Genomic DNA, 14,247 nt, shown 5'->3' with positions numbered 1-14,247 from the left:
ACCGCAGCCAATCGGCACCAGGTATGCGAACCCGTGAAGTGGTACGGAAAGCAACCCACGTGGTGCCGAACCAACTCACAACCAGCTCACTAGGAGTCATCGTGCACGACAGTCCGCACATCGTGAGCGACGTGATGACCCACACCGTCGCAGCCATCGGCCGTGGGGCCGGTTTCAAGGAGATCGTGCAGCTGATGGAGCAGTGGCAGGTCAGTGCCCTGCCCGTCGTGGAGGGCGAGAGCCGGGTGATCGGGGTCGTCTCCGAAGCCGATCTGCTCCCCAAGGAGGAGTTCCGCGACGGGGACCCCGACCGGGACACCCAACTGCGGCGGCTGAGCGATCTCGCCAAGGCCGGCGGGTTGACCGCGGAGGACCTGATGACGTCTCCGGCCGTCACCGTGCGCGCGAACGCGACCCTCGCGCAGGCCGCCCGCACCATGGCGCACGCCAAGGTCAAGCGGCTGCCGGTCGTCGACGAGGTCGGCGGCCTCGAGGGCGTCGTCAGTCGCGGCGACCTTCTCAAGGTGTTCCTGCGCAGTGATGAGGACATCGCCGAGGAGGTGCGCGGGGAGATCGTGTCCTACCTCTTCCAGGGGGCACCGCCGCCGGTCCGCGTCGAGGTTCGGGGCGGTGTCGTCACCCTGTCCGGACGCGTCCGCGACACCTCGCTGGTGCCGGTGGCCGCCCGGCTGGTGCGGGCAGTCGAAGGAGTGGTGGATGTCGGCTTCGACCTCGCGGGCCCGGAGCACCGCCCGGAGCGGTGAGACGGCCGCCGGTGCGGCGCCACGTGGATCCTTCGGGGATTGCTCCGCCGTCGCCCGACGGCGGCACCCCGCTCCAGGCCGGCTGAGGGCCCGAAGGATCGACGCGGTGCCGGAATAGGGTCGGATGGGGCCGGTCGGCCCTAGTGCATCCGGCCCGGACGAGTGATGATCGGCATCAGCGGGCTCACGGTCCGTGGTCCATCACTGAACAAGGGGTCGTCATGGCCGAGGCGCGTACGTTCTCCGAGCGGAACCCGATCCGGGTGTTCCTGCTGGACGACCACGAGGTCGTACGCCGCGGTCTCACCGACCTGCTGGACGCCGAACCCGACATCTCGGTGGTCGGCGACGCCGACAGCGTCGAACACGCCCTGGTACGCGGCCCGGCACTGCGCCCCGACGTCGCCGTCCTGGACGTACGCCTGCCGGACGGCGACGGCATCAGCGTCTGCCGCGAACTGCGCAGCCAGATGCCCGAGCTGTCCTGCCTCATGCTCACCTCGTTCGACGACGAGGAAGCCCTCCTCGACGCGATCATGGCCGGAGCCGCGGGCTACGTACTGAAACAGATCAAGGGATCCGACCTGATCTCCGCGGTCCGCACCGTCGCCTCCGGCCAGTCGATGCTGGACCCCACCACGACCGCACGGCTGATGCGCAAACTGCGCACCGACCCCGCCGAGGAACCGGCCCTCTCCCCCGAACTCGCCAGCCTCTCACCACGCGAACGGGACATCCTCGCGCTGATCGGGGACGGCCTCACCAACCGCGAGATCGGCAAAGAGCTCTACCTCTCCGAGAAGACGGTCAAGAACCACATCTCCCGCCTGCTGGCCAAGCTCGGCGTCCACCGCCGCGTCCAGGCCGCGGTCCTGGCCAACCACCTCGAACATCCCGACGTGAGGGACCAGCACCGCTCCCCGCGCTGAGCCCCGGACCTCCTCGAAGCCGTTCGGCTGTTCCGGAACCCGAACGCGGGCTCCCGCACGCCCCGGCCACCGTCAAGACCCTGCCTCCGGCGGGGGACCGGCCGAAACCGGACCGGAGAGGGCGCCGTATCGGCCGGGACGCGGGCGGATTCTGGATCATCGTGTGAGGGAGCGATAGGTTGCCGTCGTCAGCGCCGGGGTGATCTCCGATCGGCCTCACCCCGGACAGCGGCTGTGCACGGTTCATCAGCCCGAGAAGGGAAGATCCACCATTCCTGTCACGTCACTGCAGATTCCCACCGCGGACGGCCTGGCCGACGCTCTGGCCGCCTGCCCCGAGGGCGGCGGGCGGCACCCGGGAGTGCTGCTGTACATGGACGCCTTCGGCCTGCGGCCCGCGCTCGCGGAGATGGCCCGCGAACTGGCCGGGCACGGGTACTACGTGCTCGTACCCAACCTCTTCTACCGGCAGGGCCCGGCACCGGTGATCGACCTGCCCGAGCACATCGGGAACGAGGCCCGGCCCGCGGTCTTCGCCCAGTTGATGCCTCTGATCGAGGCCCACACCGCCGAACGCGCCCTGCGCGACGCCGACGCCTACCTCGGGTTCCTCACCGCCCAGCCCGAGGTCAGCCCCGGACCGGTCGCCGTGATCGGATACTGCATGGGCGCCAACGTGGCGCTGCGTACCGCGGCGGCCCACCCCGCCCAGGTGGCCGCCCTCGCCGGATTCCACCCCAGCCGCCTGGTCGGCGACGCGCCCGACAGCCCGCACCGCCTCGTGTCCGAGCTGGCCGCCGAGGTCCATCTCGGCCTCGCCGAGAACGACATGACGCCCGAGGCCATCAGCGAGCTCAGTCAGGCCCTGGACGCCGCGGGTGTCGACTACACCTGCGAGATCTACCCCGGTACCGTCCACGGTTTCACCATGTCCGACACGGACGCCTTCGACGCCTCCGCACGGCAGCGCCACTGGGACCGTCTCCTCCCCCTCCTCGACCGCACCCTGTCCGTGAGCCCGTGATCCGGCCGCTCCTGGTCCGTCCGGCCCCTGTGCACGGCGGCCGGTTCGGGTGGACGGTGAAGGCGTCGCCTCCCGTACGGCCGTAGAAGGGTGAACTGCCATGGCTCAGCGGATCGTTGCCGGTCACGACCCCGGGCCCGACAGGCTCCGGGCGGTGGTGCTGGGCGTCGACGCCCGCCGTCCGTGCGATGTCGTCAACGGCTTCGCCTTCGAGGCCGCGCTGCGGCGCGGCGCGCTGCTGCACGCCGTCCACGCCTGGGAGCTGCCCGCCCCCGACGGGCCGCCGCTGCCGTTCGCGCTCCCCGAGGAGGACCGGGGGGCCTGGGAGGACCAGGAGGTCCAGCTGCTGGCGGACGCCCTGCGGCCGTGGCGGGAGAAGTACCCGCAGGTGCGCGTCTACGAGGACGTCCGGCTCCAGAGTCCGCAGGCTGCTCTCGTCCACGCCTCGGACTCGGCCGGGCTCCTGGTCCTCGGGCGCGGTGGCACGGCGCTCGGGCCCACGCTCCGGGCCGTACTGACCCGCACCAGGTGCCCGGTGACGGTGGTCCCGCACTGACCCCGCGGGCTGCGACCGCCACCCGGTGACCGGTCGCGAGTCGACGCTCACCGCTCCGGCAGCGTGAGCGTGCAGGACTCGCCCGGAGCCACCGAGACGGTGCGATCCGCCAGGGTGATGTCGATCGGAGGTTCGTCCGAGGCCGGCACGCTGACGCTCAACCTCCCTGCGCTCAGACGCAGTTGTACGCCCCGATGGCCCCGGTAGCGGATCGCGAAGCCGTACTCGGACAGCTCCGGCAGCGGGACCGGGTCGAACCGCAGTGCTCCGCCGCGGGTCTCGAGACCGGTCAGACCGCGCTGGACGAGATCGAGGGTGCCGGCCATGGCGCCGAGATGGATGCCCTCCCCCGTGGTGCCGCCCTGCAGGTCGGCGATGTCGCCGTGCAGGGCCTCGTGAATGTACGTCCAGGCCTCGGCGCGCCGTGCCCGGCCCAGCACCCAGCCGTGCACCAGGCTGCTCAGCGTCGATCCGTGGCTCGTACGGCTCAGGTAGTGGTCGACGGTGCGCCGCCAGAGGGTGTCGTCCACCTCGTGTCCGAGCCTGCGGAACAGGTCGCCGAGTTCGGCGGGCGAGAAGAGATAGCCCAGCATCAGTACGTCCGCCTGTTTCGAGGCCTGGTAGCGGTTGACGCTGTCGCCCTCGGCCTCCAGGATCCGGTCGAGCCGCCGGATGTCGCCGTACCGTTCGCGGTAGCCCGCCCAGTCGAGCTCCGCGAGGTCGCCGTAGCCCTCGAACTGGCTGATGACGCCGGCGTGGAAGGGGATGTGCAGGCCGCTCGACACGTCGTGCCAGAGGTCGAGTTCGGCGGGGTCCAGGCCGGTCCGCTCGACGAGGTCACGGCGGACGAGTTCGGGCAGCTCGCTCAGCACGTCGAGCGTGCGGACGAGCACCCAGGAGGCCGTGACATTGGTGTACGCGTTGTCGTCGAGCCCGGGCCGGTCTGCGCCCGGGTAGGCGTCGTGGTACTCGTCCGGTCCGACGACACCGCGGATCCGGTAGCGCCCGAGCGTGCCGTCGTACTCGGCGGAGCCGGCCCAGAAGCGGGCGATCTGCAGGAGCATCTCGATGCCCTTGGTGTGCAGGAACTCCGTGTCTCCGCTCGCCTCGCAGTACTGCCACACGTTGTACGCGATGGCCGATCCGACGTGGTGCTGGAGCCGTGAGTGGTCGGGCAGCCAGCGCCCGGAGCGCGGGTTGAGGTGCAGCTCCTGGGTCTCCTCCCGTCCGTCGCTGCCGCTCTGCCACGGGTACATCGCGCCGGTGCGCCCGGCGTCCTGGGCCGCCCTGCGGGCGCGCTCCAGACGGCGGTGGCGATAGGTGAGCAGGGCGCGGGAGACCTCGGGGAAGTGGAGGTTCAGATACGGCAGCACGAACAGCTCGTCCCAGAAGACGTGCCCCCGGTAGGCCTCGCCGTGCAGCCCGCGGGCCGGGACCCCGGCGTCCAGCTCCGCGGTGTGCGGGGAGAGCGTCTGGAGCACATGGAACAGATGCAGGCGCAGGATCGGTCCCGTGCCGTTCGGCACGTCGAGTCGGGTGGTGCGCCACAGCTGCTGCCACGCCGTGCGGTGGGTGTCCAGCAGCGTCTCGAAGTCCGCGGCCCGGCCGACCCGGTCGACGGCCGCGTCCAGCGGGTCCTTGATCGCCGGATCCTGGGAGGTGTGCAGGGCGACCGTCTTGTCCACGGTCACCGTCCGGCCGTCGGTCAGCGTGATCCGGAGCACCTGGGCGGCGCGTCCGGGGGTGTGCGCGTCCTCGGTCCGGGTGGGCGCGTCGGTGACGGTCCGGGCCGCCAGCCCGATGCGGATCTCCGAGGTGGTGGTACGGCAGCGCAGCCAGACCGTGTCCGGTGCGCGGGTGCCGGTCCGGGCGTCCGTGAGATGGCGGGAGGCGAGGGAGCGGTAGCGCTCGACTCCGCTGTTGGTGACCGTCCCGTCGAGCGCCGACTCGATCTCGACCGGGCCGGACCAGCCCTCGGCCGTCACCTCCGTGCGCAGCAGGGCGAGGTGGGGATCGGCCATGTGGATCAGGCGGAGCTGCCGCACGGCGAGGCACCGGCCCTCCTCGTCCTCGTAGCGCGCGGTGCGTTCCAGGGTGCCCGCCTCCAGGTCGAGGCACAGCCGGTGGTCGAGCAGCCGGTGGGAGTCGGGGGTGAGCCAGGTCCCGGTGCCGGTCCGCACCCGGAGCGGCAGCCAGTTGGGGAGGTTGACCACGTCCTCGTTCTGGACGCGGTACCCCGCCACCTCCGAGGTGAGCCGGTTGTAGCAGCCCGCCGCGTACGTGCCCGGGTAGTGGACCGAGTCCGCCGCGCACTCGGGAGCGGCGCCACGGCTCGCGAAGTACCCGTTGCCGAGGGTGCACAACGACTCGCGCAGGCGTTCCTGCGCCGGGTCGTAGCCCTCGTACTCCCAGGTGCCGTCGCGCATGCCTCCATCCTGCGGTACGGGCGGTCCGCCGTCCTGCGCAGCGCGCGCGGGGGACGGCGGACCGCTCCCGTGCGCGTCAGCCGTCCGCGCGTACGGTCATGACGCGGTACTCCTTCAGGGTGCGGGGTGCTCAGCCGGTCCAGGTCCAGTCCGCGACCTCGGGGAGGTCGGTGCCGTGCTCGCGGATCCAGTCGTGGTGGCGGGAGCGGGCGTCGGTCATCTTCTGGCGTACGGCGGCGGCGCGGACGCCGAGTCCGGGGACGCGGTCGATGACGTCCATGACCAGCCGGTAGCGGTCCATGTCGTTGCGGACGACCATGTCGAAGGGGGTCGTGGTGGTGCCCATCTCCTTGTAGCCGCGCACGTGGAGGTTCTGGTGGCCGGTGCGACGGTAGGCGAGGCGGTGGACGAGCCAGGGGTAGCCGTGGTAGGCGAAGATCACCGGCTTGTCGGTGGTGAACAGCCCGTCGTACTCGAAGTCGCTCATCCCGTGCGGGTGTTCCCCGCGCGGCAGCAGCCGGGTCATGTCGACGACGTTGACGACCCGCACGGCGAGCTCGGGCAGGTGGCGGCGGAGCAGGTCGGCGGCGGCCAGGATCTCCTGCGTGGGAACGTCGCCGGCGCAGGCGAGGACGACGTCGGGCTCACGGTCCCCGGTGCCCGATCCCGCCCAGTCCCAGATGCCGGCTCCGGCGGCGCAGTGGGCGCGGGCCTGGTCCATGGACAGCCAGTCGAAGCAGGGCTGTTTGCCGGCGACGACGACGTTCACGTAGTCGCGGCTGCGCAGGACGTGATCCGCCACGGACAGCAGGGTGTTGGCGTCCGGCGGGAGGTAGACGCGCACGACCTCGGGGCTCTTGTTGAGGACGTGGTCGACGAAGCCGGGGTCCTGGTGGGAGAAGCCGTTGTGGTCCTGGCGCCATACATGCGAGGTGAGCAGGTAGTTGAGGGAGGCGATCGGGGCGCGCCAGGGCAGGTCGCGTGAGGTCCGCAGCCACTTGATGTGCTGGTTGACCATGGAGTCGACGATGTGCACGAACGCCTCGTAGCAGGAGAAGAGTCCGTGCCGGCCGGTGAGGGTGTAGCCCTCCAGCCAGCCCTGGCAGGTGTGTTCGGAGAGGATCTCCATGACGCGGCCGTGCCGGTCGAGGTGTTCGTCCACCGGCAGCGTCTGCGCCTGCCAGGCCTTGCCGCTGGCGCCGAAGACGGCGTCCAGGCGGTTGGAGGCGGTCTCGTCGGGGCCGACCAGCCGGAAGTCGCGGCGCTCGGAGGTCTCCCGCATGACGTGTTCCAGGAGGTCGCCGAGGACCCGGGTCGGCTCGTGCACGGTGGCGCCCGGCTTGTCGACGGGGACGGCGAAGCGGTCCAGGGGCGGGAGCGGCAGGTCGCGGACCAGGAGGCCGCCGTTGGCGTGCGGGGTGGCGCCGAGGCGCCGGGATCCGTCGGGTACGCAGGCGAGCACGCCGGCCACCGGCCGTCCCTCGGCGTCGAAGAGTTCCTCGGGGCGGTACGAGCGCAGCCAGGTCTCCAACTGCCGCAGGTGTTCCGGGTTTTCGCGTACTCCGGCCAGGGGCACCTGGTGGGCGCGCCAGGTGCCTTCGACGGGCAGGCCGTCGACTTCCGCGGGGCCGGTCCAGCCCTTCGGGGTGCGCAGCACGATCATGGGCCAGCGGGCCCGTTCGGCCACGCCCTCCTCGCGGGCCGTGCGCTGGATCAGCGCGATCCGGTCCAGGGCCTCGTCGAACGCGGCGGCCATGGCGCGGTGCACCTTCAGCGGGTCGTCGCCGGTGACGTGGATCGGGTCGTGGCCGTAGCCGCGCAGCAGTTCGTCGAGTTCGGGCTCCGGGAGCCGGGAGAGCACCGTCGGGTTGGCGATCTTGTAGCCGTTGAGGTGCAGGATCGGCAGGACGGCGCCGTCGTGGACCGGGTCGAGGAACTTGTTGGAGTGCCAGGACGCGGCGAGCGGTCCGGTCTCCGCCTCGCCGTCGCCGATCACACAGGCGACCAGCAGCTCCGGGTTGTCGAAGGCGGCGCCGTAGGCGTGGGCGAGGGAGTAGCCGAGCTCGCCGCCCTCGTGGATGGAGCCGGGGGTCTCCGGAGCGACGTGGCTGGGCACCCCGCCGGGGAAGGAGAACTGCCGGAACAGCTTCCCCATGCCCTCCGCGTCGCGGGACACGGAGGGATACGTCTGGCTGTACGTGCCCTCCAGCCAGGAGTTCGCCAGCACGGCCGGGCCGCCGTGCCCGGGGCCCCACACGCACAGCGCGTCCTGGCCGCGCGCCTTGATGACGCGGTTGAGATGCGTGTGGACCAGGTTGAGGCCGGGTGAGGTACCCCAGTGGCCGAGCAGCCGGGGCTTGATGTGCGCGGGGGTCAGGGGCTCGGTGAGCAGCGGGTTGGCCAGCAGATAGATCTGGCCCACGGCAAGGTAGTTGGCGGCCCGCCAGTGGGCGTCCAGGGTGCGCAGTTCGTCGTCGGTCAGTACGGTGCTGTCCTGGTGTTCGACCTTGGGCATGGTGACTCCGTAAGTCATCGGAATACGTCGGCGAGGCGGGTCAGCGGAGCGTTTCGCGGAGGCGTCATCGGGCGGAGGAGACGGCATGAGCGACAAGGGACCGGCGAAGGTGCCGTCCGCGGCGTACGAGCGGGAGCTGCTGCGTCTGCAGACGGAGCTGGTGAAGCTGCAGGAGTGGGTGCGGACCGAGGGCGCCCGTGTGGTGGTGGTCTTCGAGGGCCGGGACGCCGCGGGCAAGGGCGGCACGATCAAGCGGGTGGCGGAACACCTGAACCCGCGTGTCGCACAGATCGTGGCGCTGCCCAAGCCGACCGAGCGCGAGCGCACGCAGTGGTACTTCCAGCGGTACGTGGAGCATCTGCCGGCGGCCGGGGAGATCGTGCTGTTCGACCGGAGCTGGTACAACCGCGCCGGGGTCGAGCAGGTCATGGGCTTCTGCACGAAGGAGGAGCATCAGCTCTTCCTGCGGCAGTGCCCGATCTTCGAGCGGATGCTGGTGGAGGAGGGTGTGCTGCTGCGCAAGTACTGGTTCTCCGTGAGCGACGAGGAGCAGCAGAAGCGGTTCCGGCGCCGGCTGAAGGACCCGACGCGCCGCTGGAAGCTCTCGCCCATGGACCTGGAGTCGATCACCCGCTGGGAGGCGTACTCCCGGGCGAAGGACGAGATGCTGGTGCACACGGACATCTCGGAGGCGCCCTGGTTCGTGGTCGAGAGCGATGACAAGCGGCGCGCCCGGCTGAACATGATCGCCCATCTGCTGTCCTCCGTGCCCTACCACGAGGTGCCGCCGCCGGTGCTGGAGCTGCCCGCCCGGCCGCCGTCGACCGGTTACGTCCGCCCGCCGCGCGATCTGCAGACGTACGTCCCCGACCACGCGGCGAGCCTCTGAGGCGCTCATACGCGCTGGGGTACGACGGCGACGGGGCAGGCCGCGTGGTGCAGGGCCGCGTGGGCGACCCGGCCCAGCTGCATCCCGGTGTGCCCGTGGCTGTCGTGCCGCCGGACCCCTACGACGAGCAGGTCGGCCGCGGTGGAGGCGTCCAGCAGCACCGTGCGGGCGGTCCCCTCGACGGTGCGCCGGCACACCTCCACGGCCGGGTACTCGGCCACCGCGCCGCTCAGCGCCTTGTCCAGGACCTCCATCGCGCCCTGTTCGTGCAGCCGGGCGGCCTCGCCCGCCGTCAGCGGGTGACCGGCCGGCTCGTGCGCGGACCACCGCCAGGCTCGTACGGCCTCCAGCGCGACCCCGCGTTCGGCCGCCTCCCGGAAGGCGAAGCGGGCGGCGGCCGAGCCGTGCGCGGGGTCCCCGACCCCGAGGACGACGCGCCGGTGACGGCCTGCCCCGCCCTGGTTGTCGTGACCGCCGCGCAGCACGATCACCGGGCAGTGGGCGCGGGCGGCGACCGTGAGGCTCACCGACCCGAGGAGCCTCTCGGCGATACCGCCGCGGCCCCGCGACCCGAGCACCAGCGCGGTGGCGTTCAGTCCCTCCCTGAGCAGCGTGCCGACGGCGTCGTCGGGCACCACCTCGGTGGAGATCCGCACGTCGACGTCACGGCGGTGGGCACGCTTGGAGGCGGCCTCCACGACGGTGTCGGCCATGATCTGCTCGGAGGACCTGCCCAGCCCTTCGGCGAGGGCGGCGCCTTCGTAGCGTTCCCAGAGCGAGGCGTACACCAGGCGCAGCGGCAGACCGCGCAGGGCGGCCTCGTCGGTGGCCCAGTCGACGGCGCGCATACCGGGCTCGGACCCGTCGACGCCCACGACGAGGGGCAGGTCCACGACGGTCAGCTCCCGTCGCCGAAGTCGAAGACGATCCGGGCCTGGATCCGGCCGTGCAGCACGTCGTCGATGGACTCGTTGACGGAGGCGAGGGGCCGGGACTCCCGGATGACCCTGGTCCGGCCGGCGGCGTGCAGGTCGAAGACCTCGGCCAGGTCCTGCCGGGTACCGACGATGGAGCCGATCACGGAGGTGCCGTTCAGCACGGTCTCGAAGATCGGGACCTGGATGGTGCCGTGCGCCGGCATGGCGACCATGACGAGCTTTCCGCCGCGCCGCAGTCCCTTGTACACCGCGGAGAAGGCGTCCTCGTTCACCGCGAGCGCGAGCGCGGCGTGCGCGCCGCCGTGGCTCTTGAGGACCTCGCCCGGGTCCTCCTTGCGGGCGTCGATGACGATGTCGGCGCCGAGTTCCGCGGCGAGTTCGAGCTTCTCGTCGGTGACGTCGATCGCCGCGACGGTCGCCCCGGCGATCTTCGCGTACTGCAGGGCGAGGTGGCCGAGTCCGCCCACCCCGGAGATGGCGACGAGCTGGCTGGGCCGCACGTCGGCGACCTTCAGTGCCTTGTACGTGGTCACGCCGGCGCAGGTGAGCGGGGCGGCGTCGAGCGGGGAGATCCCCTCGGGCACCGGCTGGGCGAAGTCGGCCCAGGCGAGCATCTTCTCGGCGTAGCCGCCGTCGCACCCGTAGCCGGTGTTGATCTGCTGCTCGCAGAGCGTCTCCCAGCCGGAGAGGCAGTGCTCGCAGCGTCCGCACGCCCGGCCCAGCCAGGGCACGGCCACTCGCTGCCCCACCGCCAGATGGGTGACGCCCTCGCCCAGTGCCTCGACCAGGCCGACACCTTCGTGCCCGGGGACGAACGGCGGGCTCGGCTTGACCGGCCAGTCGCCGTTGGCGGCGTGGATGTCGGTGTGGCAGAGCCCGGAGGCCTCCACCCGGATGCGGACCTGGCCGGGGCCGGGCTCGGGGTCCGGGCGCTCCTCGATGACCAGCGGCTCACCGAACGCTCGTACGACTGCTGCTTTCATGGAATGTCTCTCCTTGCGCGATCGAGCCCCGATGAACACGCGGTCGAGGGGCGGACCGTGGTGATCAGGGGTGCGGGACGACGGCGACGGGGGCGGTGGCGTGGTGGAGCACGGCGTGCGTGACGGGCCCGAGGTGGGCGCCGAGCGCGGCGCCGCGGATCCGGCGGCCCACGACGACGAGCGAGGCCTCGTGGGAGGCGTCGACGAGGTGGTTGGCCGGCTTTCCGGACAGGGAGTCCTCGATGATCTCCACGACCGGGAACTTCTCGCGCCAGGGCCGCAGTGCCTCCGTCATGGCGGCGGCGTCCTGGGCGGCGAGACGGGCGCTCATCTTGATGTCGGGGGGCAGGCCGTACGCGATGTAGGGCGGCTCGTTCCAGGAGTGCACGACCCGCAGCGCCGTGGCGCGCAGGAGGGCGGCCTCGAAGGCGAAGCCGATCAGCGTGTCGTCGGGGGCGCCGGTGTCCAGCCCGAGCACGACGGGGCGGAACGGCGCGGCCGCGGACGGGATGCCCGTCGGATCCATCAGGTGCTCGTCCGCGGCCTGTTCACCGGCGCGTACGAACACGACGGGACGCTCGGCGTGCGCCGCGACGGCCAGGCCGGCCGAGCCGACCATGAAACCGCCCACGCCGCTGAGCCCGCGGGTGCCGAGCACCAGGAGTTCGGCGTCGTCCGCGGCCTTCAGCAGCGCCTCGGCGGGACGCCCGTTGAGCTGCTCCGTGGTGACCTCGACGCCGGGATGGCGCGCCCGGATCCCCTCGGCCGCTTCGCGCGGGATCCTCTCGCTCCACTGCTGGTGCGTCTCGGCGCCGAGCAGCGGTGCCTGGGCCATGGGCTCCGGGGCCGGTTCCCATACGTTGACCAGTCTGACCGGCAGGGCGCGCAGTCGCGCCTCGCGGGTGGCCCATTCGGCGGCGGCGAGACTCTCGGGAGAACCGTCGAGGCCTACGGTGACGGTGCGGGGCATGGTGTCCACCTCCTGAATCGGGGCCCGAACGGGTCCGATTCCAGCGTCGTGTCGAGCGGTCGGGTGGGGCAGGGGCCGCAGGTCCCCGGTGAGGGCCGTTCGGCCCAACGCGGGCCGCGTGACCGTGTGGCGGGGCCCTGGACGGGGCCCGCTCCCGTCCGCGGTCAGCGGCGCGGCCGGCGGCCGGTGCGGACGACCGGGAGCTCGGCCCGGAGCCTGCCGACATCCAGGGCGTCGCCCGCGCAGGCCGGTGCGGGAACTACCAGGACGGCGGTGTGACGAGGTGGTGGTCGACGAACGGGTTGACCGGCAAGCTCGGCGAGCCGTCGGACGGGTGCCGGGCGGGCGGCCGTTCGGCGACCCGCGTCAGCCCCGTCTTCACGGTGCCCGCGACCGCGGAGATTCGCAGCGCGATACCGCCGATCAGGGGCGGCCCGAGTCCGGGCGGGCCGGCCATGAACAGCCGGTCGGCCCAGCCCTTGCCGGTCGAGGTGGCGTGGCTGAGCCCGACCATCCTGTCGAGGAAGGTCCACGGGAAGACGGACCCGGTCGGCGGACGCGGCCCCCGCGAGGACGTACGGCCGAGCCGCCGTCGCCGAGGTGGTCATGGCCCCCGGCGCCGGTGCGGTCCGCGCCCCGCCGACGGCGTGAGGCGGGACCCTGTGCGCCGGTGGGAGTCCTCGCGTGCACGGCCATGATGGTGATCCCTTCGAGGGTACCGAGGATGCCGGTCCGCTGCCCGGCACGGATCACTCTCCCCTCGCGGCCCACGCCGTGCCCGATGCCGAAGGGCCGTCCACCCAGGGCTGAACGGCCCTTTTCCACATGCCTGTCGGGTGGACGGCCCGGGTCTCGGCTCGGGCCGGTCAGCCGAGCGGCTTCTCCAGCACGGCCTTGCGGTGACTGAACGTCTCGATCGAGTAGCGGCCGTGGTAGCTGCCCATGCCGCTCTCGCCGACTCCGCCGAACGGCAGGTCGGAGACGGTCAGATGGGCGAGCGGCAGTCCGAATCCGAGGCCGCCCGACGAGGTCTCGGCGGCGATCCGCGCCCGCGTGGTGTCCGACTCGGTGAAGACGTACAGGGCGAGCGGCTTGTCGCGGTCGTTGATGAAGCCGATGGCCTCGTCGAGGCCGGCGACGGTGACGACGGGCAGGATCGGGCCGAAGATCTCCTCCGCCATGACGGGCGAACCGGGGTCGACGTCGGCCAGGACGGTCGGCGCGATGTACTTGGCGGCGCGGTCGCTGTCGCCGCCCGTGACGGTGCGGCCGGAGTCGAGCAGCGCGGCGAGCCGGTCGAAGTGCCGCTCGTTGACGATCCGTCCGTACGCGGCGGACCGCCGCGGCTCGGCGCCGAAGAGCGCCTCGACGGCCTCGGCGAGCTTCGGCTCCAGGGCGCGGGCGGTGTCCGGGTCGGTCAGGACGTAGTCGGGCGCGACGCAGGTCTGCCCGGCGTTGAGGAACTTGCCGCGGACGAGCCGGTCGGCGACGACGGCCGGATCGGCGTCGCGGTCGACGAACGCCGGTGATTTGCCGCCGAGTTCGAGGGCGACCGGGGTGAGGTGTTCAGCGGCCGCGCGCATCACGACGCGTCCGACCGTGCCGTTGCCGGTGTAGAAGATGTGGTCGAACCGCTCGGCCAGCAGGGCCGTCGTCTCCGGGATACCGCCCTCGACGACGGCGACCGCGTCGGTGTCCAGGTAACGCGGGATCAGCCGGGCGACGGCGGCGGAGGTGGCCGGGGCCAGTTCACTGGGCTTGGCGACCACCGCGTTGCCGGCGGCCAGCGCGCCCAGCATCGGCGTCAGCAGGAGCTGGAGCGGATAGTTCCAGGGCGCGATGACGAGCACGACGCCGAGCGGGTCGTACTGCGTCCAGGCCGTGGCGTCCGCGCCGAGGTGCGCCGGGACCGGCGCGGACTCGGGGCGCAGCCACCCGTCGAGGTGATCCAGGGTGTGGTCGATCTCGCGGATCGTGAAGTCGATCTCGGTGCGGAAGGCTTCCGTGGAGCTCTTGCCGAGGTCCTCGTGGAGGGCGGCGGCCAGTTCCTCGCCGTGCGAGGTGAGCAGCTCACGCAGTCGGCGCAGCTGATCGGTGCGCCAGGCGACGGGTTTGGTGCGGCCGGAACGGAAGCCGGCGCGCAGCCGGGAGACGACGTCGGCGGGCTCTTCGGGGGTCGGGTGGTTCACGGTGCCTCGCTGGTCGGGGCGCGGACGGGAGGCCGGCCGCGCGAACACGCGGTGCGGCGGGGCG

At 72.0% G+C, this 14,247-nt stretch carries 12 protein-coding genes; 5 read left to right on the top strand and 7 right to left on the bottom strand.

Going from position 1 to position 14,247, the window contains the following annotated elements; genetic code table 11:
• The first annotated feature begins 101 nt into the window (after nucleotides 1–101).
• The 4 genes from ACIQRL_RS39380 to ACIQRL_RS39365 all read left to right on the top strand — a co-directional run bounded on the left by ACIQRL_RS39380 (nucleotide 102) and on the right by ACIQRL_RS39365 (nucleotide 3,273).
• Nucleotides 102–764, top strand: a complete 663-nt coding sequence (locus ACIQRL_RS39380; RefSeq protein ID WP_401340869.1) for a CBS domain-containing protein — start codon at nucleotides 102–104, stop codon at nucleotides 762–764.
• 221 nt (nucleotides 765–985) lie between these two features.
• Nucleotides 986–1,693: a response regulator gene (locus ACIQRL_RS39375; RefSeq protein WP_401340867.1), complete on the top strand. Its 708-nt coding sequence runs from the start codon at nucleotides 986–988 to the stop codon at nucleotides 1,691–1,693.
• Between the two features lie 271 nt (nucleotides 1,694–1,964).
• Entirely contained in the window at nucleotides 1,965–2,717 is a 753-nt protein-coding gene (locus ACIQRL_RS39370; protein WP_401340880.1) for a dienelactone hydrolase family protein, read from the top strand.
• A gap of 100 nt (nucleotides 2,718–2,817) precedes the next feature.
• A complete protein-coding gene (locus ACIQRL_RS39365) occupies nucleotides 2,818–3,273 on the top strand; it encodes a universal stress protein (protein WP_401340865.1) in 456 nt (151 codons plus the stop codon).
• 47 nt (nucleotides 3,274–3,320) lie between these two features.
• Here the strand turns inward: ACIQRL_RS39365 and ACIQRL_RS39360 are convergent, their stop codons facing one another.
• Both ACIQRL_RS39360 and ACIQRL_RS39355 read right to left on the bottom strand, forming a co-directional pair.
• The gene (locus ACIQRL_RS39360) at nucleotides 3,321–5,699 is read right to left on the bottom strand and encodes a glycoside hydrolase family 65 protein (RefSeq protein ID WP_401340864.1); all 2,379 of its coding nucleotides are present in this window, start codon (nucleotides 5,697–5,699) and stop codon (nucleotides 3,321–3,323) included.
• A gap of 130 nt (nucleotides 5,700–5,829) precedes the next feature.
• Nucleotides 5,830–8,214, bottom strand: coding sequence for a phosphoketolase (locus ACIQRL_RS39355; RefSeq protein WP_401340862.1), 2,385 nt, complete (start codon nucleotides 8,212–8,214; stop codon nucleotides 5,830–5,832).
• Nucleotides 8,215–8,299: 85 nt separating this feature from the next.
• On the opposite strand from ACIQRL_RS39355, the gene ppk2 reads away from it, so the two are divergent.
• Nucleotides 8,300–9,103 carry a polyphosphate kinase 2 gene (gene ppk2, locus ACIQRL_RS39350; protein WP_401340859.1) on the top strand — a complete coding sequence of 268 codons (804 nt, stop codon included), beginning with the start codon at nucleotides 8,300–8,302 and terminating at the stop codon, nucleotides 9,101–9,103.
• Between the two features lie 5 nt (nucleotides 9,104–9,108).
• Here the strand turns inward: ppk2 and ACIQRL_RS39345 are convergent, their stop codons facing one another.
• From ACIQRL_RS39345 to ACIQRL_RS39325, 5 genes are all read right to left on the bottom strand, one after another.
• Nucleotides 9,109–9,996, bottom strand: a complete 888-nt coding sequence (locus ACIQRL_RS39345) for a universal stress protein (protein WP_401340856.1) — start codon at nucleotides 9,994–9,996, stop codon at nucleotides 9,109–9,111.
• Nucleotides 9,997–10,001: 5 nt separating this feature from the next.
• The gene (locus ACIQRL_RS39340; RefSeq protein ID WP_401340854.1) at nucleotides 10,002–11,024 is read right to left on the bottom strand and encodes a zinc-dependent alcohol dehydrogenase; all 1,023 of its coding nucleotides are present in this window, start codon (nucleotides 11,022–11,024) and stop codon (nucleotides 10,002–10,004) included.
• Nucleotides 11,025–11,088: 64 nt separating this feature from the next.
• Nucleotides 11,089–11,994 carry a universal stress protein gene (locus ACIQRL_RS39335; RefSeq protein ID WP_401340851.1) on the bottom strand — a complete coding sequence of 302 codons (906 nt, stop codon included), beginning with the start codon at nucleotides 11,992–11,994 and terminating at the stop codon, nucleotides 11,089–11,091.
• 259 nt (nucleotides 11,995–12,253) lie between these two features.
• Nucleotides 12,254–12,508, bottom strand: coding sequence for a hypothetical protein (locus ACIQRL_RS39330; RefSeq protein ID WP_401340849.1), 255 nt, complete (start codon nucleotides 12,506–12,508; stop codon nucleotides 12,254–12,256).
• A 352-nt stretch (nucleotides 12,509–12,860) separates the two neighbouring features.
• Complete coding sequence (locus tag ACIQRL_RS39325) at nucleotides 12,861–14,183, bottom strand: aldehyde dehydrogenase family protein (protein WP_401340847.1); 1,323 nt, start codon at nucleotides 14,181–14,183, stop codon at nucleotides 12,861–12,863.
• Between the last annotated feature and the right edge of the window lie 64 nt (nucleotides 14,184–14,247).

Source organism: Streptomyces sp. NPDC091209, assembly GCF_044757755.1.
Classification (GTDB): domain Bacteria; phylum Actinomycetota; class Actinomycetes; order Streptomycetales; family Streptomycetaceae; genus Streptomyces.
Note: the sequence above shows the minus strand (reverse complement) of the source record. Positions and strands in the feature narration are given on the sequence as shown.

Coding starts and splice junctions, on each gene's coding strand:
- ACIQRL_RS39375 (WP_401340867.1), top strand. CDS start 986: ATGGCCGAGGCGCGTACGTTCTCCGAGCGGAACCCGATCCGGGTGTTC.
- ACIQRL_RS39365 (WP_401340865.1), top strand. CDS start 2,818: ATGGCTCAGCGGATCGTTGCCGGTCACGACCCCGGGCCCGACAGGCTC.
- ACIQRL_RS39360 (WP_401340864.1), bottom strand. CDS start 5,699: ATGCGCGACGGCACCTGGGAGTACGAGGGCTACGACCCGGCGCAGGAA.
- ACIQRL_RS39355 (WP_401340862.1), bottom strand. CDS start 8,214: ATGCCCAAGGTCGAACACCAGGACAGCACCGTACTGACCGACGACGAA.
- ppk2 (WP_401340859.1), top strand. CDS start 8,300: ATGAGCGACAAGGGACCGGCGAAGGTGCCGTCCGCGGCGTACGAGCGG.
- ACIQRL_RS39340 (WP_401340854.1), bottom strand. CDS start 11,024: ATGAAAGCAGCAGTCGTACGAGCGTTCGGTGAGCCGCTGGTCATCGAG.
- ACIQRL_RS39335 (WP_401340851.1), bottom strand. CDS start 11,994: ATGCCCCGCACCGTCACCGTAGGCCTCGACGGTTCTCCCGAGAGTCTC.
- ACIQRL_RS39330 (WP_401340849.1), bottom strand. CDS start 12,508: ATGGTCGGGCTCAGCCACGCCACCTCGACCGGCAAGGGCTGGGCCGAC.